Source organism: Comamonas thiooxydans (assembly GCF_002157685.2).
In the GTDB taxonomy this organism is placed as follows: Bacteria; Pseudomonadota; Gammaproteobacteria; order Burkholderiales; family Burkholderiaceae_C; genus Comamonas; species Comamonas testosteroni_H.
Genome location: NZ_AP026738.1, coordinates 1,131,407 through 1,153,632 on the forward strand (window position 1 = coordinate 1,131,407; position 22,226 = coordinate 1,153,632).

22 protein-coding genes and 1 pseudogene are annotated in these 22,226 nt (G+C 61.2%); 16 read left to right on the forward strand and 7 right to left on the reverse strand.

Annotated elements, in window-relative coordinates; all coding sequences use genetic code 11:
• Positions 1-294 precede the first annotated feature (294 nt).
• The 14 genes from lepA (at position 295) to purT (ending at position 14,091) form a co-directional block, all read left to right on the forward strand.
• Positions 295-2,103 carry a translation elongation factor 4 gene (gene lepA, locus CTR2_RS05115; RefSeq protein WP_087084825.1) on the forward strand — a complete coding sequence of 603 codons (1,809 nt, stop codon included), beginning with the start codon at positions 295-297 and terminating at the stop codon, positions 2,101-2,103.
• Positions 2,103-3,080 (forward strand): signal peptidase I, encoded by a 978-nt coding sequence (gene lepB, locus CTR2_RS05120; protein WP_087084824.1) that lies wholly within the window; start codon positions 2,103-2,105, stop codon positions 3,078-3,080. Before lepA ends, lepB begins: the two co-directional genes overlap by 1 nt.
• A gap of 71 nt (positions 3,081-3,151) precedes the next feature.
• The gene (locus CTR2_RS05125) at positions 3,152-3,502 is read left to right on the forward strand and encodes a DUF4845 domain-containing protein (protein WP_087084823.1); all 351 of its coding nucleotides are present in this window, start codon (positions 3,152-3,154) and stop codon (positions 3,500-3,502) included.
• A 9-nt stretch (positions 3,503-3,511) separates the two neighbouring features.
• Positions 3,512-4,195, forward strand: a complete 684-nt coding sequence (rnc, locus tag CTR2_RS05130; protein ID WP_003057967.1) for a ribonuclease III — start codon at positions 3,512-3,514, stop codon at positions 4,193-4,195.
• Complete coding sequence (gene era, locus CTR2_RS05135; protein WP_087084822.1) at positions 4,192-5,295, forward strand: GTPase Era; 1,104 nt, start codon at positions 4,192-4,194, stop codon at positions 5,293-5,295. The genes rnc and era overlap by 4 nt, the downstream gene beginning before the upstream one ends.
• Before the next feature lie 145 nt (positions 5,296-5,440).
• Positions 5,441-6,220, forward strand: a complete 780-nt coding sequence (recO, locus tag CTR2_RS05140; RefSeq protein WP_003064206.1) for a DNA repair protein RecO — start codon at positions 5,441-5,443, stop codon at positions 6,218-6,220.
• Entirely contained in the window at positions 6,217-6,990 is a 774-nt protein-coding gene (locus CTR2_RS05145) for a pyridoxine 5'-phosphate synthase (protein ID WP_087084821.1), read from the forward strand. The genes recO and CTR2_RS05145 overlap by 4 nt, the downstream gene beginning before the upstream one ends.
• 64 nt (positions 6,991-7,054) lie before the next feature.
• Positions 7,055-7,450, forward strand: a complete 396-nt coding sequence (acpS, locus tag CTR2_RS05150; RefSeq protein WP_034378694.1) for a holo-ACP synthase — start codon at positions 7,055-7,057, stop codon at positions 7,448-7,450.
• Between the two features lie 58 nt (positions 7,451-7,508).
• Positions 7,509-8,600 (forward strand): beta-N-acetylhexosaminidase, encoded by a 1,092-nt coding sequence (nagZ, locus tag CTR2_RS05155; RefSeq protein WP_087084820.1) that lies wholly within the window; start codon positions 7,509-7,511, stop codon positions 8,598-8,600.
• Between the two features lie 199 nt (positions 8,601-8,799).
• A complete protein-coding gene (locus CTR2_RS05160) occupies positions 8,800-10,581 on the forward strand; it encodes an ABC transporter ATP-binding protein/permease (protein WP_087084819.1) in 1,782 nt (593 codons plus the stop codon).
• Positions 10,582-10,693: 112 nt separating this feature from the next.
• Entirely contained in the window at positions 10,694-11,749 is a 1,056-nt protein-coding gene (locus CTR2_RS05165; RefSeq protein ID WP_003057959.1) for a 6-phosphofructokinase, read from the forward strand.
• A gap of 54 nt (positions 11,750-11,803) precedes the next feature.
• Entirely contained in the window at positions 11,804-12,274 is a 471-nt protein-coding gene (locus CTR2_RS05170; RefSeq protein WP_087084818.1) for a hypothetical protein, read from the forward strand.
• A 114-nt stretch (positions 12,275-12,388) separates the two neighbouring features.
• A complete protein-coding gene (locus CTR2_RS05175) occupies positions 12,389-12,742 on the forward strand; it encodes a hypothetical protein (RefSeq protein ID WP_087084817.1) in 354 nt (117 codons plus the stop codon).
• Positions 12,743-12,873: 131 nt separating this feature from the next.
• On the forward strand, positions 12,874-14,091 hold the full coding sequence (gene purT, locus CTR2_RS05180) for a formate-dependent phosphoribosylglycinamide formyltransferase (protein WP_087085235.1): 1,218 nt from the start codon (positions 12,874-12,876) through the stop codon (positions 14,089-14,091).
• Between the two features lie 61 nt (positions 14,092-14,152).
• Here the strand turns inward: purT and CTR2_RS05185 are convergent, their stop codons facing one another.
• The 6 genes and pseudogenes from CTR2_RS05185 to CTR2_RS05205 form a co-directional block, all read right to left on the reverse strand.
• Positions 14,153-14,809: a mechanosensitive ion channel family protein gene (locus tag CTR2_RS05185; RefSeq protein WP_087084816.1), complete on the reverse strand. Its 657-nt coding sequence runs from the start codon at positions 14,807-14,809 to the stop codon at positions 14,153-14,155.
• A 156-nt stretch (positions 14,810-14,965) separates the two neighbouring features.
• Complete coding sequence (locus CTR2_RS05190; RefSeq protein ID WP_087084815.1) at positions 14,966-16,024, reverse strand: GGDEF domain-containing response regulator; 1,059 nt, start codon at positions 16,022-16,024, stop codon at positions 14,966-14,968.
• 113 nt (positions 16,025-16,137) lie between these two features.
• A complete protein-coding gene (locus CTR2_RS05195; protein WP_087084814.1) occupies positions 16,138-17,166 on the reverse strand; it encodes a hypothetical protein in 1,029 nt (342 codons plus the stop codon).
• A 161-nt stretch (positions 17,167-17,327) separates the two neighbouring features.
• The gene (locus tag CTR2_RS05200) at positions 17,328-18,164 is read right to left on the reverse strand and encodes a class II glutamine amidotransferase (protein WP_087084813.1); all 837 of its coding nucleotides are present in this window, start codon (positions 18,162-18,164) and stop codon (positions 17,328-17,330) included.
• 180 nt (positions 18,165-18,344) lie between these two features.
• Entirely contained in the window at positions 18,345-18,416 is a 72-nt protein-coding gene (locus CTR2_RS27515; RefSeq protein WP_087085234.1) for a hypothetical protein, read from the reverse strand.
• Positions 18,403-18,963, reverse strand: a pseudogene (locus CTR2_RS05205) (OB-fold nucleic acid binding domain-containing protein); the annotation flags it as partial. The pseudogene CTR2_RS05205 and the gene CTR2_RS27515, both read right to left, overlap by 14 nt.
• 78 nt (positions 18,964-19,041) lie before the next feature.
• On the opposite strand from CTR2_RS05205, the gene CTR2_RS05210 reads away from it, so the two are divergent.
• A complete protein-coding gene (locus CTR2_RS05210) occupies positions 19,042-19,785 on the forward strand; it encodes a substrate binding domain-containing protein (RefSeq protein ID WP_254913437.1) in 744 nt (247 codons plus the stop codon).
• 92 nt (positions 19,786-19,877) lie between these two features.
• On the opposite strand, the gene CTR2_RS05215 is transcribed toward CTR2_RS05210, so the two are convergent.
• Complete coding sequence (locus tag CTR2_RS05215; protein WP_310223189.1) at positions 19,878-20,801, reverse strand: LysR family transcriptional regulator; 924 nt, start codon at positions 20,799-20,801, stop codon at positions 19,878-19,880.
• 138 nt (positions 20,802-20,939) lie between these two features.
• Here CTR2_RS05215 and CTR2_RS05220 point away from each other — a divergent pair, with 138 nt between their 5' ends.
• Positions 20,940-22,145 (forward strand): MFS transporter, encoded by a 1,206-nt coding sequence (locus CTR2_RS05220; protein ID WP_087084810.1) that lies wholly within the window; start codon positions 20,940-20,942, stop codon positions 22,143-22,145.
• Positions 22,146-22,226 lie beyond the last annotated feature (81 nt).

The following is a 22,226-nucleotide window of genomic DNA, read 5'->3' on the forward strand; positions in this document are numbered from 1 at the left end:
GCTGACAGGCGGTTTTCAAGCGGTGCAAAAGCCTTTGCAATCTCCGGCTGCTGATGGCTAAACGGTGTTTTCTGGTTTGTGGATAATCTGTTGATAAATGAATTCGAAGATCACAAACCGAAACTTGTCAAGCCTTGCTGGGTCTTGGCTTGCGGCCAGTTTTGCCTACAATAAAGTCCCAACTATCGCAGTTGCCAGAGATTGTTGGTTAAGGGCGCGCCGCTTGAGGGACGCGCCCTTTTTTCTTGCTGCTGCAAGCCACTTTTTTCAATTCCAAAGCTGTCTTTCTCGTTGATGAATCACATCCGTAATTTCTCCATCATTGCGCACATTGACCATGGCAAGTCCACTCTGGCGGACCGCCTGATCCAGCGCTGCGGAGGCCTTGCCGACCGCGATATGGAAGCCCAGGTGCTGGACTCGATGGACATCGAGAAAGAGCGCGGCATCACCATCAAGGCCCAGACCGCGGCCCTGCAATACAAGGCCAAGGACGGCCAGGTCTACAACCTGAACCTGATCGACACCCCCGGTCACGTGGACTTCTCCTACGAAGTCTCGCGCTCGCTGTCGGCCTGCGAAGGCGGTCTGCTGGTGGTCGATGCCTCCCAGGGCGTGGAAGCCCAGACCGTGGCCAACTGCTACACCGCGCTTGATCTGGGCGTGGAGGTATTCGCCGTCCTCAACAAGATGGACCTGCCCCAGGCCGATCCCGAGAACGCCAAGGCCGAGATCGAGGACGTGATCGGTATCGATGCCAGCGATGCCATTCCCTGCTCGGCCAAGACCGGCATGGGCATCGACGAGATCCTGGAAGCTATCGTGGCCAAGGTGCCGGCTCCCAAGGGCAATCCCGATGGCCCTCTGCGTGCCATGATCGTGGACAGCTGGTTCGACCCCTATGTGGGCGTCGTGATGCTGGTGCGCGTGGTCGATGGTGAGCTCAAGAAGAATGAGCGCTTCAAGATGATGGCCAGCGGAGCTGCCTACGAAGCCAATAACATCGGCGTGTTCACCCCGGCCAACCAGCCACGCGACATGCTCAGGGCCGGCGAGGTGGGTTACATCATTGCCGGCATCAAGGAGCTGAAGGCAGCCAAGGTCGGCGACACCATCACGCTGGAAAAAAAGCTGCCCAACAACCTGGGTCCTGCCGACAAGCCTCTGCCGGGCTTCAAGGAAGTCAAGCCCCAGGTTTTCGCGGGCCTGTACCCCACCGAAGCCTCTGAATACGACCAGTTGCGTGATGCGCTGGAAAAGCTGCAGCTCAACGATGCGGCGCTGCAGTTCGAGCCCGAAGTCTCGCAGGCTCTGGGCTTTGGCTTCCGCTGCGGCTTCCTGGGCCTGTTGCACATGGAAATCGTGCAGGAGCGACTGGAGCGTGAGTTCGACCAGGATCTGATCACCACGGCACCCAGCGTGGTCTACCAGGTGATCAAGGGCGACGGCGAGCTGATCGACGTGGAGAACCCCTCCAAGATGCCCGATATCGGCCGCATCCAGGAAATCCGCGAGCCCATCGTGACCGTGCATCTCTATATGCCGCAAGACTATGTGGGTCCGGTGATGACGCTGGCCAACCAGAAGCGTGGCGTGCAGATGAATATGCAATACCACGGCCGTCAGGTCATGCTGACCTACGAGATGCCGCTGGGCGAAATCGTGCTGGACTTCTTCGACAAGCTCAAGAGCGTCTCGCGCGGCTACGCCTCCATGGACTATGAGTTCAAGGAATATCGCGCCTCCGACGTGGTGAAGGTCGATATCTTGCTCAACGGCGAGAAGGTCGACGCCCTGTCCATCATCGTGCACCGTTCGCAGTCCGTGTATCGCGGCCGTGCCGTGGTGGCCAAGATGCGCGAGATCATCAGCCGCCAGATGTTCGACGTGGCCATTCAGGCCGCCATCGGCGCCAACATCATTGCGCGCGAGACCGTCAAGGCCATGCGCAAGAACGTGCTGGCCAAGTGCTACGGCGGCGACATCACGCGCAAGCGCAAGCTGCTCGAAAAGCAGAAGGCCGGCAAGAAGCGTATGAAGCAGATCGGTTCGGTGGAAGTGCCACAGGAAGCCTTCCTGGCCATTCTGCAAGTGGAGGATTGATGCAAGTCATGCAGTGGATCACGGCCGCCATCCTGGCGGCCTTTGTAGGCTATATCGCGGCCTGGTACACCGGCTCCATCGAAGGCAACTTCGCACTGCTGCTGTTTCTGGCAACCATGGTGACCGGGGTGTACTGGCTGGCCGAGCGCTTTTACTTCTGGCCTCGACGCCGCGCGGCTGCGGCTGCGCTGGAGCAGGCCGCAGTCGAGCGCCGCGCCGAGCTGGACCGCATGGGCATTGCCAAGACCGACATCGAAGTCTCCGAAGACGCCAAAGGTCGCATCCTCATGCAACCCTGGTGGCTGGATTGGACCGCCGGTCTGTTCCCGGTGATCGCCATCGTCTTCGTGCTGCGCTCCTTTCTGTTCGAGCCGTTCAAGATTCCCTCGGGCTCCATGATTCCGACGCTGATGGTGGGCGACCTGATCCTGGTCAACAAGTTCACCTACGGCATCCGCCTGCCCGTGATCAACAAGAAGATCACCGAAGGCAACAAGCCCCAGCGCGGCGATGTGATGGTGTTCCGCTACCCGCCCCAGCCCACGCTGGACTACATCAAGCGTGTGGTGGGCGTGCCCGGCGATGAGGTGGCCTATCTCAACAAGCGCCTGAGCATCAACGGCAAGGAGCTGCCCACCCGCGAGCTGCCGGACTTTCTGGACCGTGACGTGATGCGTTACTTCAAGCAGTTCGAGGAAACGCTGGGCGAGCAGCCGCACCGCGCCATCGTCAACAGCGATGTGCCGGCCTTCATCCAGGGAGCGAGCAATTTCGACTTCAAGGAAAACTGCCGCTACAGCGTTGAGGGCGTGACCTGCAAGGTGCCCGAGGGCCATTACTTCATGATGGGCGACAACCGCGACAACTCGCTGGACTCGCGCTACTGGGGTTTTGTGCCCGACCAGAACATCGTGGGCAAGGCCTTTTTTGTCTGGATGAACTTTGGTGACCTGAGCCGTATCGGCCGTTTCCACTGAGCACCAGCAATCGTTTCGTCATTTTCTGGGATACACGGGCAGAAACATGCCCGGCTTGAGAGGGGAAAAGCATGAAAAATCTGGCATTGCGCTCCAGGCAGCGTGGTCTGTCCTTCATCGGTCTGGTGTTTCTCGTGGCCATCATCGTGGCAGTTGCCGCAATTGGCGCACAATCGGTGCCCGTCTTCCTGGAGTACCAGGCCATCACCAAGGCGGCCAACAAGGCCGCCGCTGAAGGCAGTACCGTTGCCGAAGTCAAGGCCAGCTTCGATCGTTCGGCCTCCATTGATGATTTCAAGTCCGTCTCCGGCAACGATCTGAACGTGACCAAGGTCAACGACAAGATCGTCGTGGGCTTCGAGTATTCCCGTGAGATTCATCTGGCAGGCTCTGCCTACCTTGTTTACCGTTTCAAGAAATAGACCTTTCAGGTGGAACCTGCTCTAGTCGCTCTGCAGCAAAGGCTGCAACATCAATTTGCCAATCCGGCGCTGCTGCAGCGTGCCATCACGCACCGCAGCTTTTCGGCCGACAACAACGAGCGACTGGAGTTTCTGGGCGACTCGGTGCTGAGTCTGGCCATCTCCAGCTTGCTTTATGCCAAGCTGGCCTCCATGCCCGAAGGCGATCTCTCGCGCGTTCGGGCCAATCTCGTCAAGGAAGGCACGCTGCACAAGATTGCGCTGAAGCTGCAGCTGCCCGATCTGCTGCGCCTGGGTGAAGGCGAAGCCAAGTCCGGCGGCAAGCAGCGCCCGTCCATCCTGGCCGATGCCGTGGAGGCGCTGATCGGTGCCGTCTACCTCGATGCCGGCTTTGCCGCAGGCGAGAAAGTCGTCCACCACCTCTTTGAGGGCGTGGACATCAACCCCCATATGCGTGCGGCCGACAAAGACCCCAAGACCGCACTGCAGGAATTGCTACAGGGCAAGCGCATGAAGCTGCCGCAATACCATGTGGTGGAAATCAGTGGCGCGGCGCACAAGCAGACCTTCAAGGTCGAGTGCACGATTGCCGAATGGAATATCAGCGCCCAGGGCTCGGGAGCATCCCGCCGCATGGGCGAGCAGGCAGCCGCCGCTGCCTTGCTGGAAAAAGTGAAAGCCAAAAATCCATGACCGATGCTGCTAAGAAAAAGATAGCGGGCACCGCAGGTGCAGAAAAAGCCAAGGGCCCAAAGGGCCCCAAGTCTGTGACTACCGATATCAGCGACCCCAGCCTGGACTACATCAGCGCCATGCTGGCCGCTGCCAAGCCCGGTAGCACGCCGACCGCGATCCGCGACCAGGAGGAAGAAGCTCCGGCGCGCGTCTACGCGCCCGAAGAGCAGCGCTGCGGCCTGATCGCCATCGTCGGCAAGCCCAATGTGGGCAAGTCCACGCTGATGAACGCGCTGGTGGGCCAGAAGATCTCCATCACTTCGCGCAAGGCCCAGACCACGCGCCACCGCATCACCGGCATCCGTACCAAGGACGAGACCCAGTTCGTCTTTGTGGATACCCCCGGTTTCCAGACCAAGCATTCCACCGCCCTGAACAAGTCGCTCAACAAGACCGTGATGGGCGCGATCGGCGATGTGGACCTGATCCTGTTCGTGGTGGAGGCGGGCAGCTTCACGCTGGCCGATGCCAAGGTGCTGAGCCTGTTCAAGCCCGGCATTCCCACGCTCTTGATCGCCAACAAGCTTGACACCGTGGGTCGCCGCGCCGAGATCGCGCCCTGGCTGCGCGATATGCAGGAGCGCCATCCTTTTGCCGAGTTCGTGCCCATGTCGGCCAAGAACAAAAAGGATATCGAGCGCATGTATGGCATCTGCGCCAAATACCTGCCGCAGCAGCCCTGGTTCTACGGTGAGGACGAACTGACCGACCGCAGCGAGAAGTTCCTGGCTTCCGAGACCCTGCGCGAGAAGCTGTTCCGCTTCACGGGCGACGAGCTGCCCTATACCTCCACCGTGGTCATCGACAAGTTCGAGGAAGAGCCCAGCCCCAAGTTCGGCCGCTTCATGCGCGTTGCCGCCACCATCGTGGTCGAGCGCGATGGCCACAAGGCCATGGTGATCGGCCAGGGCGGCGAGCGCCTCAAGCGCATCTCCACCGAAACCCGTCAGGAGCTGGAAAAGCTGCTCAACGCCAAGGTGTTCCTGGAAGTCTGGGTCAAGGTCAAGTCCGGCTGGGCCGACGATGAGGCCCGGGTCAAATCCTTCGGCTACGAGTAAAACTTTTTGACCCCCACGCTCGCTCACTGCGTGTGCTCGCTGCCCCCCGAGGGGGTCCTGACCCGGCTTAGGCCGGGTTTTGCCTTGGGGCGACCCGGCGGCACAACCGCCCCCTTCACATTTTTGTTGTGGTACGGAGCAAGTCATGGCTAGCGCCAAACGCGTCGGCGACGAACCCGCATACATCCTGCACCAGTACGACTGGAGCGAATCCAGCCTGATCCTGGAGGTGTTCACGCGCCACCGCGGGCGCGTGGCGCTTGCGGCCAAGGGCGTCAAGCGCCATACCTCCAACTTTCGCCCTGTGCTGCTGCCGCTGCAGCCGCTCAAGCTCAGTTACACGCTGGGAGCAGAGGGCAATGCCGAGATTCATAGCCTGAAGGGGGCGGAATGGGTGGGCGGCCATGTCATGCCCCAGGGCGATGCGCTGTGGTCGGGCATGTACCTGAACGAGCTGCTGCTGCGCCTGCTGGCGCGCGATGACCCTTATACGGCGCTGTTCGATATCTATGCCGGCGTGGTGCGTGTGCTGGCTGGCCAGCATGGCGGCACCACCGAGGCCATCGAACCCGTGCTGCGGGCCTTCGAGCTGGTGCTGTTGCGTGAACTCGGCCATCTGCCCGATCTGAGGCAGGAAAGCGCAACGCTCAGCCAGCTCAATAGTGTTTTGCGTTACACCCTGGTGGCCGACGGCGGCCTGCGCCAGGCCGCCGGCTACGAGCGCGCGGCGCTGAGCGGCCAGCAGTGGCAGGCCATAGAGCTGGCGCTGCAGGCCGAGCAGCCATTTCCGCGAACCCTGAATGCGCTGGCCGAGCCCGAAGTGGCCCAGGCCCTGAAGCCGCAATTGCGTCATCTTCTGCAATACCATTGCGGCTCAACCATGCTGCGCACCCGCCAGCTGATGATGGATCTGCAATCGCTATGAATACCTCCGCCTCCCCTCGCACCGCGCTTTCGGTCAATGTCAACAAGGTGGCGCTGTTGCGCAACACCCGCCATCTGGGCATTCCATCGGTGACGCGAGCGGCGCAGATCTGCCTTGAAGCGGGGGCGCAGGGCATCACCATTCACCCACGCCCGGATGAGCGTCATATCCGGGCGCAGGATGTGTTCGAGCTGCATGAGCTGCTCAAGAACTGGCCTGACGCCGAGTTCAATATCGAAGGCAATCCCACGCAGAATCTGATGGATTTCATCCGTCAGACGCGTCCGCATCAGGCCACTTTCGTGCCCGACAGCGAAGACCAGTTCACCAGCGACCATGGCTGGAGCTTTCCCCAGGATGCCGAGCGCCTCAAGCCGCTGATTGCCGAATGCAAGGCGCTGGGCGTGCGCGTGAGCCTGTTTATGGACCCCATTCCCGAGCAGATGGCGGCTGCCAAGGCCGTCGGCGCCGACCGCGTGGAGCTCTACACCGAGCCTTTTGCTGCCAACTGGGGCCAGGCCGAGCAGGAGCAGCAGCTGCAAACCTATGCCAGGGCCGCGCAGGCCGCGCTGGACGCCGGCCTGGGCATCAATGCCGGCCATGACCTGAATCGCGACAATCTGGCCGCCTTTGTGGCCCGGGTGCCCGGCCTGGCCGAAGTCTCCATAGGCCATGCGCTGATCGCCGATGCGCTGGAGCTGGGCTATGCCGAGACCGTCAAGGCCTATCAGGCCTGCATCGATGCTGGCATGGCGCAGAAGAATTCCTGAAAAGGTAGCTGCCAACGCTTGATGGTAAAGCGTTTGAGGTCTTTTTCTCTATAAGGAGCCATGGATGATTTACGGCATTGGCACCGATATCTGCGATGTGCGCCGCATACGCGCCAGCCTGGAAAAGCATGGCGAGCGCTTTGCCCGCAAGATTCTGGCCGATGGCGAGCTGGCGACCTGGAAGGCGCGCAGCGAGCGCTGGCCCGAACGCGGCATCCGCTATATGGCCACGCGCTTCTCGGCCAAGGAGGCATTCAGCAAGGCCGTGGGAATGGGCATGGTCATGCCCATGACCTGGCGCCATTGCGAAGTCATCAAGCTGCCCAGCGGCCAGCCTGCGATTCGTCTGCATGGCGAACTCAAGGAGTGGTTTGAGAAGAACAATCTGACGGCGCACCTGTCCGTCACCGATGAGTCCGACTACGCAGCCAGCTTTTGTGTCGTCGAAAGAAAAGAATGAAATATGGTACTGGCGCTTAATGGATAAGCGCTAGCAGCTATCAAAAACAAAGTACTTCATGAGCATGCACGCCCCTCTCATCATTGATATTGCAGGTACATCGCTGACCGATGTGGACCGCGCGCGCCTTTCCCATCCTCTGGTGGGCGGCATCATTCTCTTCAAGCGTAACTGGCAGGACCGCAGCGCGCTGGTCCAGTTGTGTGCCGATATCAAGGCCGTCAAGCCCGACCTGCTGATCAGCGTGGACCACGAGGGCGGCCGCGTGCAGCGCTTTCGCACCGATGGCTTCACGCATATCCCGCCGATGCGTGCCTTTGGCGAGATGTGGATGGATGACGGTAAGGGCAAAAAGCACCGCGAAGGCAGCGGCGCCATGCGCGCCATGAACGCCGCCACGGCCGCCGGTTATGTGCTGGGTACGGAGCTGCGTGCCTGCGGTGTGGACTTCAGCTTCACGCCTGTGCTGGATCTGGACTACGGCGAATCCTCGGTCATCGGCGACCGCAGCTTTCACCGCGACCCGCGCGTGGTGGCCACTCTGGCCAGGAGCCTGATGCAGGGTCTGCTGCAGGCCGGCATGGGCAATTGCGGCAAGCATTTCCCCGGCCATGGCTTTGTGAAGGCCGACTCGCACGTGGACATTCCCGTCGACAAGCGCAGCCTGACGGCCATTCTCGACGAAGACGCCGCTCCCTATCCCTGGCTCTCCAGCGTGCTCACCGCTGTCATGCCCGCCCATGTGATCTATCCCAAGGTGGACAAGCGCCCGGCAGGCTTCAGCGAAAAATGGCTCAAGGACATCCTGCGCGCCCGCTTGCGCTATGACGGAGCCATTTTCAGCGACGACCTCAGCATGGAGGGCGCGCGCCGCATCGATGGCGCACTCATCAGCTACACCGATGCCGCGTTGACGGCCCTGAATGCGGGCTGCGACATGGTGCTGCTGTGCAACCAGAGCCTGGGTCTGGGCGAGCATGTGGACGAGCTGCTGGACGGCATGGATGCCGCGCTGCGCGATGGCCGCTGGGTGCCCGATATCGACTCCGAATCGCGCCGTGTCTCGCTGCTGCCCGACACCGAACCCCAGGCCTGGGACGACCTGATGCGCCAGCCTGCCTATCTGCAGGCGCTTGATCTGCTGCCCTAGACCAGGACTTGCCCGGCCCCGCCCCGCCATCCGCTGCCTTTGACGCAAGGGCAGCGGATTTTTTTATGTCTTTCGAAGGCTGGGCAGGGCGGCTGCAGGCATTTAAGTCTGGCCTCAGCTAGCCGGCTTAGGGTGAGCTCAGGAGCCTGGCAGCGGCATCGCCGCGGCGCCAGCTGTTCATGAATCACCGAAAGCCTGCATGAATTCCAAAAGCCTGGGACTCGAGTCCCGTCAACACCTGCCAGGCGTGCTGCGCCAGGCCTTTTCCCTGACCCGGCCCTATTTCCAGTCCGAAGAGAAATGGCGGGCCTGGGGGCTGCTGGCCGCCATCGTGGGCCTCAATCTCGCCGCGGTGTTCATGCTGGTGCAGATCAATGAATGGAACCGGGTGTTCTATGACGCATTGCAGAACAAGCAGGCCGATGTGTTCTGGCATCAGCTCTGGCGCTTTCTCTGGCTGGCCCTGGTATATATCGTCATCGCGGTCTACAAGTTCTATCTGACGCAGTTGCTGCAGCTCAACTGGCGGCGCTGGCTGACCGAGCACATATTGCAGCGCTGGCTGTCGGCCAAGGCGTTCTATCGGCTGGAGCTGGGGCGCTATGGCGTGGACGGCAATGCCAAGGCTCCCGACAACCCCGACCAGCGGATTCAGGAGGACCTGAATCTCTTCACCATCTATACCGTGTCGCTTTCCATGGGGCTGCTGAATGCGGCCGTCACCTTTGTGAGCTTCGTCGGCATTCTGTGGAGCCTGAGTTCCGTCGTCGATATCGGTCTGCCGGCCCTGTTCGGCGGCGGGCAGCTGCAGGTCTCCGGCTTCATGGTCTGGATGGCCGTGCTGTATTGTCTGGTCGGCAGCGCGATCACCTTCTGGATCGGCAAGCCCCAGGTCCGACTCAACAACCGCCAGCAGCAGCTGGAGGCCAACTTCCGCCATCACATGATCCGTGTGCGTGAGCATGCCGAGGCGATCGCTCTAGACGGTGGCGAGCGCGTGGAGGGTATCCAGATCGGTTTGCGTTTTCGCGATGCTCTGGGCAACTACCTGGACCTGATCAAGAAGCAGAAGAGCCTGAGCTGGTTTACCAATTTCTTCGGCCAGGCGGCCGTGGTCTTTCCCTTCATCATTGCCGCACCGCGTTTTTTCAGTGGCGCCATCCAGCTGGGTCAGCTGATGCAGATAGGCTCGGCCTTCAATCAGGTGCAGGACTCGCTGAGCTGGATCGTCAACAACTACTCCGATATCGCGGCCTGGCGGGCCACGACTGCGCGTCTGGCGGGATTTGACGAGAGCCTGCGTGAGCAGGAGGACAGTCAGGCCGGTGTACAGCTCGTGCCGTCGGCCCAGTTGCAGACCCGGGCGCTTGATGTTTTCCTGCCCGCAGGCGGTCGCATCGTGACGGATGCCAGCCTTCGGATACGCCCGGGTCAGAGGCTTCTGATCAGCGGGCCTTCGGGCAGCGGCAAGTCCACCTTGTTGCGGGCATTTGCGGGCATCTGGCCTTATGCGCGAGGCCAGGTGGAGCGGCCTCTGGATGCAATGTTCATTCCTCAGCGTCCCTATTTTCCCGACGGCAGCCTGCGCGACGCCCTGGCCTATCCGGAGCCGGCGGCACGCTACAGCGATGCCGAGCTCAAACAGGTCTTGCGCGAAGCGCAGCTGCCGCAGCTGCAGGAGCGGCTGGACAGCCAGGCGGCCTGGAACAGCAGCCTGTCGGGAGGCGAGCAGCAGCGGCTGTCCGTGGCGCGGGTCCTGCTCAAGGGTCCGGCCTGGGTGTTTGCGGACGAGGCCACGAGTGCGCTGGACAATGCCGCCGAAGCGCAGATCTACAGTCGGCTGGTGCAACTGGTGCAGAGCAAAGACGGGGCGCTGGTCTCGGTGGCGCACCGCGACAGCGTGACGGAGTTCCACACGGCCCGCTGGCTGCTGCAGCCGCAGCAAGGGATCCGGGAGGCCGACCTGCCCGGGAGCCGCTGAAGCAGGCGGGTTTGAGGACAGGCAGTCTCAACCGCGGTGCAGGTCCGGGAGGCTTTGGCGGCGTCTTTCTCGTGGGATGATGTGCATTCGAGAATCTTTGGAGAGCGAGCCCATGCGCGTTGGTGTGCTGACCGGTGGCGGCGATTGCCCCGGCCTCAATGCGGTGATCCGTGCGGTCACCAAGTCCCTGATCAACCATGGCCAGTGCGAGGTGCTGGGCATTGCCGACGGCTTTGAAGGGCTGATGGATGCGAGCCCGCGCGTCAGAGCACTGAGCTGGGACGAAGTCAGCGGCATTCTGCATATCGGCGGCACCATCCTGGGCACCAGCAACAGCGCCAATCCATTGCGCGATGCGGCCACGCTGGCCCAGGTGGGGCGCAACGTCAAGGCGCTGGCACTGGATGTGGTGGTCGCCATCGGCGGTGACGGCACCATGAGCCTGGCCCATGGCCTGGCGCAGGTCGGCCTGCAATGCGTAGGCGTGCCCAAGACCATCGATAACGACATTGCCAACTGCGAGCGCAGCTTCGGCTTCGACACGGCCGTGGCCACGGTGACCGAAAGCCTGCGCCGCATCGAGAGCACGGCCATGAGCCACCACCGGGTGATGATCGTGGAGACCATGGGTCGCCACGCGGGCTGGCTGGCGCTGGAGTCCGGCATCGCCGGTGCTGCCGACATCATTCTGCTGCCCGAGATCGATTACGACCTGCAGTCCATCATCAAGGTTTGCCAGGAGCGCGAGCGGCGTCAGCGCTACACCATCATCTGCATTGGCGAGGGTGCCAAGGAAAGCGGCCAGAGCCTGACGGTGCGCGAGCGGATTGCGCACAGCCCCGACCCCGTGCGTCTGGGCGGCGTAGGCCATGTGCTGCGCGAGCGCCTGCAACCCCATCTCCAGAGCGAGGTGCGCACCACGGTGCTGGGGCATGTGCAGCGCGGCGGCGATCCGACGCCGTTTGACCGGGTGCTGGCCACGCAGTTCGGCCACCATGCGGCGCAACTGGTGCTGGGCGGCCAGCTGGGCCATATGGTCACGCTGCAGAACGGCCGCATCGGCAGTGTGGCGATTGCCGATGTGGCCAATACCCAGCGCACTGTGCCGCTGGACAGTCCGCTGCTGACCATGGCGCGCGATATCGGAATTTGCTTTGGCGAGGCCTGAGCTGCGCTAAGGTGTGAGCCTGCGCGCACTTTCGGCGCGCCGGAGAAATTCAGCATGGACCGACATGAAGAAGCCGTGATGCAGCTGCTCACGGCCAACGGTGAGACTTTTGTGGCCCCCAAGTACGAGGTGGCCGATGGCTGGCAATGCCCGGCTTTCGTGGCATTGCGCCCGGCTCGTCGCCAGGTCTATGTGGTCGAGGTATCGGCTTCCGGCTATCCGCTGGCGCTGGTCAACCGTCTCAACGAGCGGGTCGAGAAATGGTATGCCCCGCTGCTGTCGCAGCTGCACGGCCTGGGCATCACGCAGCCCGACTGGGAGATTGCCTGCCTGGTGTTTGTGCGCAGCGATCAGATCGACTGGCTCAAGGAACGCGTCAAGGACTTGAGCGGTGTGCATGTGCTGGGCCTGGAGCAGGCCAGCAGCCCCTGGGTCTGGGACGATGCGGTCTGGACGGCGGAGATGCGGTTCGATGCAGGAAGCATTCCGCAGCGTGGCGGCAAGGCTGTCGGCCTGACGCATTGATGCTCACCGGGAATTTCCATGAAATTGGCCTTAATCCTTTTACCTTAAAGCGATAGAAGCTATCGATTTGATAGAGATGCGGGCCATGGACACCACTCACTTGCAGGTAGGCAGATGACTCTTTTCCGAATTCTGATCGTGACGGCTTTGACAGCCTGCGCCGCTGCCGCCCAGGCTGCAGACTGGCAGATCTGCGATCTCAAGGTGCAGGTGCGAGAAAAGCAAAGCGGTGGCCGTGCGCTGCAGACCCGCGTGCTCGAAGCCAAGGCCAGCGGCGAAGCCGAATGTCCGCAACCGGGCACGGCGTTGAGCTTCAGGCCCGAAACGGCGGACTATCAAAGCGAGCTGCCGCGCAGGCAGTGGCCCAGCCCCGGTGCTGCCGTGACGGTACGCTTTCGCTATCTGGACGGGCAATGCAAGAATCGCGGCGCCTGCCGCATCGAGCATTACTCGCCGATGCCGCACTGAATCTTCCATCGGCCGCGCCATGCGCTTCACCGGTCGGCGCTGAAAGCGGCCGAATTGCCAGGCTGCAGTCATGAGAGGCTTGCCTGCTCGCCTATGATCGGGGCTCGGCCCCTTATATGCAGGATGCAACCATGACCACCCTAGGAACCCCTCTCTCTCCCAATGCCACCAAAGTCATGCTGCTGGGCAGCGGCGAGCTGGGCAAGGAAGTGCTGATTGCGCTGCAGCGCCTGGGTGTGGAAACCATTGCCGTGGACCGCTATGAAAACGCGCCTGGCCAGCAGGTGGCCCACCATGCGCGCACCATCACCATGAGCGATCCGGCCCAGCTCAAGGCGCTGATCGAAGAGGTCAAGCCCGATCTGGTCGTACCCGAGATTGAAGCCATTGCCACACCCATGCTGGAAGAGCTGGAGGCCGCAGGCGTCATCACCTGCATTCCCACGGCCCGCGCCGCGCGTCTGACCATGGACCGTGAAGGTATTCGCCGTCTGGCTGCTGAAACCCTGGGTCTGCCCACCAGCCCCTATCGTTTCTGCGACTCCTTGGTCGAGCTGCAAGCCGCGATCGACGGCAGCGACGGCCAGCCCGCCATCGGCTATCCCTGCGTGGTCAAGCCCGTGATGAGCAGCTCTGGCAAGGGCCAGAGCAAGATCGACGGCCCTGCCGATGTGGCCAAGGCCTGGGATTACGCCATGGCCGGTGGCCGGGTCGCCAAGGGCCGAGTGATTGTCGAAGGCTTTATCGATTTCGACTACGAAATCACCCAGCTCACCGTGCGCGCCAAGGGTGCGGATGGCCAGATCGAAACCCATTTCTGCGACCCCGTGGGTCATATCCAGCAGGCCGGCGACTATGTGGAAAGCTGGCAGCCTCACCCCATGCACCCTGCCGCGCTGGAGAAATCGCGCCAGATTGCCAAGGCCGTCACCGACGACTTGGGCGGCCTGGGCCTGTTTGGCGTGGAACTGTTTGTCAAGGGTGAGCAGGTCTGGTTCAGCGAAGTCTCGCCGCGTCCTCATGACACGGGTCTGGTGACGCTGTGCACGCAATGGCAAAGCGAGTTCGAGTTGCATGCCCGCGCGATTCTGGGTCTGCCTGTGGATGCCAGCCTGCGCAATCCCGGTGCCAGTGCCGTGATTTACGGTGGTCAGGATGCCGAAGGCCTGGTGTTTGATGGTGTGGAGCAAGCCCTGGCAGTGCCCGGCACCGATCTGCGCCTCTTCGGCAAGCCCGAGAGTTTTGTCAAGCGTCGCATGGGCGTGGCCCTGGCGCGCGCCAGCGATGTGGAGCAGGCCCGCGTGAATGCCAAGCTGGCCGCCAGCAAGGTCAAGCCACGCCTGCCTTGAGGGAATCAAAAAAAGGGCTTCTCAGGAAGCCCTTTTGCATGAGGCCGGATATCGGTCGCTCTCAGCCCGAGGCAGCGGCGCTGCTGCCGGGAGTGGTGATGGCCATGGCGCAGGCTTCTTCCTGGCTGGTGGCCGGCGTGTTCTCCGTCACCACCGGCATGCCGCCTTTCCAGCGGCGAATGACGCGCTGGAAGATCAGGGAGTTGGGAATCTGCAGCAGATTGGGCATGCCCGCCGGTGCGCTGTCATCCTGCAAGGTGATGTAGAGCATATTGAGGTCGATCACGCGGCCCTTGGCTCCGGGCTTCTCGGCGGTGTCGAGCACCTCGATATAGTCGCCCAGCCTGAATGGGCCGACGGTGACGATCAGCAGCGCACAGAACAGGTTGGAGAGCACGCTCCAGGCCGCGAAGAAGGCAACCGCGCCCACGGTGGCAAAGCCGGTGAAGGCCGTCCAGAGCACGGTGGCCGACATGCCCAGGCGCTCCAGAATCGCTAGTATGGCGGCGGCGATGATGATCCAGCGAAACACGCCGCGCAACGGCATGAGCAGCTCATGCGGCAGGTCATAGGCCTTGCCTGCGCGCGAGATGATGCGCTTGATGAGCCAGTTGATCAGCCAGGCCACCAGGATGATGAGAAAGATCTGAATCCCGGGAATCAGGATTTCAAGCCAGTCCTGCATCCAATCGGGCAGGTGCATTTGAAGACGACGCATAACCAGTCACTCGAGAAAAACGGCAGAGGTCAGACCCGAGGGGCCTGACAGGACAATGCGCCAATCCTAGCGTCTCTTGAGAGCGGAGCTGACAAGTGTCGACCTTGCAGGCTCCAGGCCGCAGCAGCCAGAGCCGCAACGCTGCCTGGCGAACTACTAGATCTGTCTCTGCTCTATGGTGTCCATCTGCATCTCGAAGCTGAAGAAGCGGTTGCGCCCTTGAGACTTGGCCGCGTACAGGGCTTCGTCGGCTCGCATCAGCATGGACTCGGCGCTGGTGTGCTCGTCGGGAATGCAGGTGGTAATCCCGCCGGAGAGGGTCAGCGGAATATCCTCGGTGGCTCCTGGCGGGCGAATCTTGAGGAACTTGAGCATTTGGCCGAGAGCACGTGCGAACGTCATCGAGCCGGAGCGCGGGGTATTGGGCAGGATCATGGCAAACTCTTCACCGCCATAACGTGCGGCGATGTCGCGCGGGCGCACGCAGACTTCGCGCAGCAGACGCCCGACCTGCTTGAGGCATTCGTCACCCTGGACATGGCCGTAGGTATCGTTGAAGTGCTTGAAGTGATCGAGGTCGCAAAGCATCAGCGTCAGCGGCCTGCTCTCGCGCCTTGCCGCAGCAATTTCGGCATGCAGCATGCGATCGAGGCCTCGACGATTGACCAGACCCGTGAGCGCATCGAGCTCCACCATTTCGTTGAGCTTTTGATTCGCCAGATGCAGCTCTGCAGAGACCGTGACCAGGCGACGGCGCATGTCCAGCAGGCGGCGCATGGCGCGCAGCTTGGCGACCAGCACAATGGGTTTGACGGGTTTGACTAGGTAATCGTCGCCGCCCGCCTCAATACCGCGCCAGACGTCCAGATCGTTGTCCAGGCCGGAGAGAAAGATGATGGGTGTCCACTCGCCGGGCTCGGCCTCGCGCAGCTGACGCGCGACCCAGTAGCCGTCTTCGCCGGGGAGGCGGATGTCCAGCAGCACCAGATCGGGTCTTTCGCTGCGAAACAGTGCCAGCGCGGTGCGGCCGTTTTCGGCTTCCAGCACTTGTGTCACACCGGCCTGGCGCAGTTCGGTCACCAGAGCAGCTCGCATGACTGCCTGATCCTCGACGACCAGTACGGAGAACGGCGTTGCAGAATCGGGTGACGAGAACCGTGCCCCGCTGGATTCGATGGCAGACAAAGCTGATGCAGAAGATGGCAGAGCTGTCATGGGAGGAAGATCAGGGTCGGACGCATCTGTAGTTCAGGCATGTGCCGGGAAATATATTGTTACTTTATACGCCGGTTTTGAGCAACAGGCTTTGTGAATGGTCACGGAGATACTCAGGCCAATTCCAGGGTGGAGTGCGCCTTGCTGCTTTCATCGTGCCAGATGACAAAAGTCTGTGCCGCCGAGCACAGCGTCGTCGCGCCCAGCTGATCAATGAAGCGACAGGCTGCAAACCGTGCCGATCTGGCCTCATAGGCCGACACCCATTGCTGGCGTGCAGCTCGGGAGGCCTCAGGCTGGGGCCAGCGTCTTTCCTGGGTGGACAGGCCATTCAGGCCCATGCGCCAGGGTTTGCCGCTGACGCGGGCGCGAAAGCACTGCTGCTGATGGCACAGCATGGCATACAGCGGGTCCACTTCCAGCAGCTGGAACAGCTTCTGAACCTCTGCGCAGGAAGGACTGAATTCGGTGTGAGTGACGATGACGCGCAAGCCCTTGGGCGTTTCGTAGACGCGCAGGCCCCAATCCGGGTGCCCGGCTGCAAAAGCCTGAACCTTTGCCAGCGCGGCATCGATGGGCGGTGGCTGCAGGGCTTCGGCGCGTAGCGTCTGGCGGGCATGCAACCATTGCTTCAGGCCCGACCAGAAAACCAGGCCGATGCTGGCTACCAGCAGCATCAACAGTGCCGCACCCAGACTCCAGGTCAGCGGGGTCACCCACAGCCAGGGCAGGGCCAGCGCCAGTAGCAGCGACGAGATAATAGGGAACCGGGCAGGCTTTTTCTGCCGCGGAAAGTCGATGTCGGCAATGGCCACGTTCTCTGTGTTCAGGCAATGTGCGCCATAGCTGTTGCGGGTCATGACGGATTCGTCGCGCCGCTCCAGCACCTCTTCGCGAATGGGCGTGCCGCCCTCCAGCCCGTATTCACCACGCCACTCCATGCGCTCGAACTCCGCATCGAGGTGGCGTTGGGCGGGTGCGGCCAGCACGGCGTCCAGCGCTTCCTGGGCCCGTTGCTGCGCATGGTTCTCTGCTTCCTGCTGGCTGTGGTCGGACCAGCCCCAACGCTGGACGGTCGCGCCGTGGCGTTGGCCGGTTGCATGGCGCAGCCGCGCTTGTGCCCAGTATTGAGGGATATGCATGGTGAGCCAGTATAGCCATGGGCCGTGACCAGCCTGTTTTGTGCATCACATATGAAAACAGCTGCCAGCCTTTGCTGGTGAAGGCGGCTGCTATTGTTCGGGAAGCGATGAGGCTTGCTGTTCGCGGCGTGGGGCCTTGGCTTGCGCGGCTGAGCAGGCTCTCAGGATTGAATGGGCGCGAACGGCAGGTAATCGATCTGCGTGCCACGCACGACGATCGCCGTCGACTCGGGCACCTGTGCCCAGGCCTGAGGCAGATCAACCAGCGGTTCGGACACGATCAGATACGCATCGTCACCAACGGCCGCGATGCGCGGGTCGTCGGGGTACAGCGCGTGAAGATGCTTGAAGGAGGTGCTGTGATAGAGCGAGCGCGGCGACTGGCCCTCGCTCGCGTAGCGCACGGCCACCAGTTGCTCGCCATCGCTGGCACACACGGTCATGCTCAGCGGGTGTGCTATTCCGTGCCTGAGCGCCGTGGCCTCCACAAAGCCCGCCATGCGCGCAATGGCCGGCACGGGAGTGTGCTCCAGCCCGAAACTCATGGCCAGAAGGAACATGGTCTCCGAGTCCGTAGAGCCTTCCAGCGAGGTGAAGAATTGCGGATCGATGGCCACGAGCAGATCGCGCCGTACCAGGGGAAAGTCCTCGATCATGCCGTTGTGCATGAACATCCAGCGCCGGTGGCGGAAGGGGTGGCAGTTGGTCTCCTGCACCGGCGTATGCGTTGCCGCGCGAACATGCGCCAGAAACATGGGCGCCGACACGGCACGCGATAGTTCGCGCAGGTTGTGATCGTGCCAGGCCGGCTGGATGCTGCGATAGCGAAAGGGCATATCGTGCGGATGCTGGTACCAGCCCAGTCCGAAGCCATCGCCATTGGTCGTCGTCGCTCCGAATCTCGAATGCAGGCTTTGGTCGATCAGCGAATGGCGCGCGTGGAACAGCATTGTTTCCAGGGAAACAGGATTGCCCGTATAGGCCAGCCAGCGACACATGGCGATCTCCTTGTAGACAAGAAGCCATGATTGACCCGATCGGCTTCAGGCGCTACCCGGGCAAAGCCTGCACTTCGCTGATTCTTTGATAGCGCATAGCGCTTGTTCAGCTTGATTTTTAGGGACTAGAGACCCTAAAAATCTCACCCATCAAGCGCTGGCAGCTATCGATTTTCGGGCTTATTGCTCGCGGCGCAGAGCCGGGAACAGAATCACGTCACGGATGCTGGTGCTGTCGGTCAGCAGCATCATCAGGCGGTCGATGCCGATGCCGCAGCCGCCGGTGGGCGTGGAACTTGTCGGGCATGGGGCGCAGGCTCTTGGTGAGCATGCGCAGCCGCGTCACCTTGACTGACAGCTCGCCGGTCTTGGTCTTCATCAGAAGGCCCTCGGCGCCGATGATGTCGCCCAGGTCCCACTTCTTGAAGTCGGCATAGGCTTCTTCGCCGACGGCATCGCGCGTCACGTAGAGCTGGATGCGGCCGCCGGTGGGGCCCATGGAGGCATCTTGCACCGTGGCAAAGCTGGCCTTGCCCATCACGCGCTTGAGCATCATGCGGCTGGCCACGCTGACGGCGATGGGCTCGGCATCCAGGGCTTCGGCCGAGGCCTCGCCATGGGCCTGCTGCAGCGCAGCCGCGCGGTGCTCGGGCTTGAAGTCGTTGGGGAAGGCCACGCCCTTGCCCTGTGCCTGGGCCTCGCGCAGGGCCTTGAGCTTTTCGCGGCGCTCGGCGATCAGCTGGTTTTCGTCTTGGGGTACGGCCGGTGCGGCTGCGGCGGTGTTCTGGTTGTCGGACATGGATGGGCGCAGCCTGCAGGCTGGTGAGCGTAGGAAACAGACCCTGGATCGTCAATGCGCTGCCAGAGGCCAAAACCCATGGTTTTAGTTTTTTTACGAGGTAGAGCACATTGCGATGGCAATGCAAAAACAGGAGCTGCTGGCCTCGAGGAACTCAAGGAAATTGCGCTCGGTGGAAGCGAAGAGTTGACCGGCAACATACGCCTGACGGCACCAGCGCCGTTTGGGAGGAAGTACGTCGCAGCCGCGATCACGGAGTTCAGCCGCTTGCACCCCCGGGTCGGCTTTGATTTGCGCCTGTCCGATCAGGTACAGGACCTGTACAGCGGTGACTTCGATTTGGCTATCCGCATGGGAGAGCTCGCCGATTCGCGCCTGCTCGCCCGGCGTGTTGCGGACAATCGATGCATCCTTGTCGCTTTGCCGGCCTTCCTCGAAGCACAAGGCCACCCCCAACGCCCTGAAGACCTGGAGCGGCTGAACTGCCTGATGTTCGCCTATCCGGGGCTGCTGCAGAACACCTGGCCATTGCGCAAGGGCCGGCGCGAAAAACCCGTGACCATCAACGGAACGTTCTGTAGTGACAACGGTGAGGTATTGCGGGAATGGTGCATGGCCGGCCTGGGGATTTCGCTGCGCGAGACATGGGACGTACACGACGAACTGCGTAGCGGCCAGTTGGTGCGCGTGCTCCTCGAATGGGAGGGTGTGGCCTCCAAAATCAGCCTGGTTCGAGCGCGCCGGGAACCGGTGCCGCGGCGCCTGACCGCGTTCAGCGATTTCCTGGCCGCACGATGGCAGCAAGCCCCCTGGGATACCTGAGCCCAAATCATCGCGAACAGGCTGCCTGAAGCAGAGTCTGAAAGCAAACCTGGTGACCCTACCAGGCCTTTGCCAGTCGACTGACGTTTAATCTATTTCACTAGGCTGCGATAAACCGGTGCCTGGATGGCCAGCGATTCCGCAACAAAATCGACAAATGCCCGCACCTTGGGACTCACGATTCGCCAGCGAGGAAAAATGGCGAAAACCGGCATCGGTTCAACCTTGAATTCCGGCAGGATATGAATGAGTGAATTGACGTCTTCTGCCTGCTCCGCGAAGAAGGACGGTATCCACCCGATCCCCGCGCCTTCCCGAACGGCATGCAGGATCGCAATCATGTCATTAACCAGCAATCTCGGTTTGATGGCGGCCGGTTGCATCCCCGTGAAATTAACCCAGGGTGATGTCCCGTTTGCCCAATGCTTGTCGACGATTTCGTGTTTGATCAAATCGGCAAACGACTGCGGAGTCCCGCATCGGGCAATGTACCCGGAACTTGCATACAGGCGCAGATTGATCTCTGCGACTCGCCGGGCAGCAAAGCTCGAATCAGCCAGTGTTCCTGCCGTGATCTGAACATCCCAATCGTGGGTTGAAAGATTGGCGAAGTCCTTCAATTCCAAAACCACGTCAATCTTCGGAAAGTGCGTAAGGAATTTAGGGAGGAGTGGAATAAGCAACGAATGCCCCAGCCAGTAGGTAGCCTGCACCGTGAGCACCCCGCGCGCAGTTTCGGTCGCGCTGGCCACCGCATCGGTTGCCTCATCGATTTCCGCCAGTATCCGAAAGGCACGCTCGGCAAACAGCACGCCGGCTTCGGTCAGTACCACCCGTCGCCCGTTGCGCGCAAGCAAGGGGGTTCCCAAACTGCTCTCCAGCCGCGCCACGTCGCGGCTGACCGTTGACTTCGGTTTGCCAAGTCTCTTCGCCGCTCCTGTGATGCCCGCGGCCCTCGCGACTTCCGCGAACACACGCAACTGGTTGAGATCGTCAATCAACAATTGTTCGCCCATGTGAACCTTAAGTTCCATTTTTCAGGATTGTTCATACGGATGCACTAGCGTAACACTATATGCGTTTTACTTTTATCGATATGACATTCCCCCATCCATCAAAAACACCTCAGCCCCCTGCGACAGAGAAAACATGACATGAGAGAAACTGGAATATCAGTAGAAGATGTAGCTTCTGGAAATGATGAGAAATCCCGGGGCGGTATCCGTTGGCCTCTCATAGCGCTGGCGTTCGCGACCTTTGGTATCGGAACGACGGAATTCGGGCCGATGGGTTTTTTGCCGTCTATCGCAGATGACCTGCAGATATCGATTCCGAAGGCGGGGCAGATTGTCAGCATGTACGCCATTGGCGTTATGGTGACTGGCCCAATAATGACCCTGCTGCTAATGCGCCTGAGAATGCGCACTGCCTTGATGATTGCGATGGTGATTTTTACTCTCGGCAATCTGCTGTCGGCATTGGCACCCGGCTATACGACACTGCTACTCGCGAGGCTTCTGACCAGCTTCAATCATGGTGCATTCATCGGGTTGGGTTCTATCATGGCCGCGAGCCTGGTCCCCCCACACCGTAAAGCCAGTGCAATTGCCATGATGTTTATGGGAATAACGATTGCGAATATCGGCGGTGTCCCTGCTGCAACCTGGATTGGCCAATATATCAACTGGCGCTGGGCATTTGCCGGCACTGCCGGCCTGGGATTTCTCGCCATTGCGGCACTCTGGTTGACGCTGCCAATGGGCGCCCCAGGAAAAGTACCCAATGTCAGGCAAGAATTGCACGTTCTGGCCCGGCCATCAGTGCTCATCGCGATTGCCACCTCCGCGACGGGGTCCGCTGCGATGTTTACTCTCTATACCTATATCGCTCCCATACTGATCAATATTACCGGTGCCTCAAAATACTTCATCACCGTCGCTCTTGTTCTAACCGGCGTTGGATTTACCATTGGAAACGGGATCGGTGGCCGTCTCGCGGACTGGTCCATCGATAAGGCGACGCGCATCATACTCGGCACGCTGGTTGTCATCATGCTCGCCATGCCGCTCGCACTTCCAAACCATCTCTTTACTGCATTCGCTTTGCTGATATGGGGCGCCGCAAGCTTCGCCATCGTCCCCCCCATGCAGACCAGGGTCATGCAATCGGCATCTGAGGCACCAGGGCTTGCAGCGTCAATCAATGCTGGCGCATTTAACTTTGGCAATGCCGTAGGTGCGGTGGTTGGTGGTGGTGTCATCAGCCTGAATCTCGGCTATGACGCAGTTCCCGTTGCCGGCGGGATCCTCGCGCTGAGCAGCTTGATACTTGCCATGCTCGGCCGGGAACATACCGGTTAATCAAGAATGAAGCACCTCATCTGCTAAGCCCGCTGTTCGTCTGATGATCCAACGGTCCTATCGGCGGGCTGCTCGGGACGT

Bases quoted from the DNA above. Each gene is read 5' to 3' on its own strand.
- CTR2_RS05160 (WP_087084819.1), top strand. From the start codon at position 8,800: ATGAATTCCAAAAGCCTGGGACTCGAGTCCCGTCAACACCTGCCAGGC.
- CTR2_RS05145 (WP_087084821.1), top strand. From the start codon at position 6,217: ATGAATACCTCCGCCTCCCCTCGCACCGCGCTTTCGGTCAATGTCAAC.
- lepA (WP_087084825.1), top strand. From the start codon at position 295: ATGAATCACATCCGTAATTTCTCCATCATTGCGCACATTGACCATGGC.
- CTR2_RS05190 (WP_087084815.1), bottom strand. From the start codon at position 16,024: ATGACAGCTCTGCCATCTTCTGCATCAGCTTTGTCTGCCATCGAATCC.
- CTR2_RS05165 (WP_003057959.1), top strand. From the start codon at position 10,694: ATGCGCGTTGGTGTGCTGACCGGTGGCGGCGATTGCCCCGGCCTCAAT.
- CTR2_RS05220 (WP_087084810.1), top strand. From the start codon at position 20,940: ATGAGAGAAACTGGAATATCAGTAGAAGATGTAGCTTCTGGAAATGAT.
- CTR2_RS05200 (WP_087084813.1), bottom strand. From the start codon at position 18,164: ATGTGTCGCTGGCTGGCCTATACGGGCAATCCTGTTTCCCTGGAAACA.
- era (WP_087084822.1), top strand. From the start codon at position 4,192: ATGACCGATGCTGCTAAGAAAAAGATAGCGGGCACCGCAGGTGCAGAA.
- CTR2_RS05175 (WP_087084817.1), top strand. From the start codon at position 12,389: ATGACTCTTTTCCGAATTCTGATCGTGACGGCTTTGACAGCCTGCGCC.
- CTR2_RS05170 (WP_087084818.1), top strand. From the start codon at position 11,804: ATGGACCGACATGAAGAAGCCGTGATGCAGCTGCTCACGGCCAACGGT.
- nagZ (WP_087084820.1), top strand. From the start codon at position 7,509: ATGAGCATGCACGCCCCTCTCATCATTGATATTGCAGGTACATCGCTG.
- CTR2_RS05185 (WP_087084816.1), bottom strand. From the start codon at position 14,809: ATGCGTCGTCTTCAAATGCACCTGCCCGATTGGATGCAGGACTGGCTT.
- acpS (WP_034378694.1), top strand. From the start codon at position 7,055: ATGATTTACGGCATTGGCACCGATATCTGCGATGTGCGCCGCATACGC.
- CTR2_RS05125 (WP_087084823.1), top strand. From the start codon at position 3,152: ATGAAAAATCTGGCATTGCGCTCCAGGCAGCGTGGTCTGTCCTTCATC.
- lepB (WP_087084824.1), top strand. From the start codon at position 2,103: ATGCAAGTCATGCAGTGGATCACGGCCGCCATCCTGGCGGCCTTTGTA.
- recO (WP_003064206.1), top strand. From the start codon at position 5,441: ATGGCTAGCGCCAAACGCGTCGGCGACGAACCCGCATACATCCTGCAC.
- CTR2_RS05215 (WP_310223189.1), bottom strand. From the start codon at position 20,801: ATGGGCGAACAATTGTTGATTGACGATCTCAACCAGTTGCGTGTGTTC.
- CTR2_RS05210 (WP_254913437.1), top strand. From the start codon at position 19,042: ATGGTTTTAGTTTTTTTACGAGGTAGAGCACATTGCGATGGCAATGCA.
- purT (WP_087085235.1), top strand. From the start codon at position 12,874: ATGACCACCCTAGGAACCCCTCTCTCTCCCAATGCCACCAAAGTCATG.
- CTR2_RS05195 (WP_087084814.1), bottom strand. From the start codon at position 17,166: ATGCATATCCCTCAATACTGGGCACAAGCGCGGCTGCGCCATGCAACC.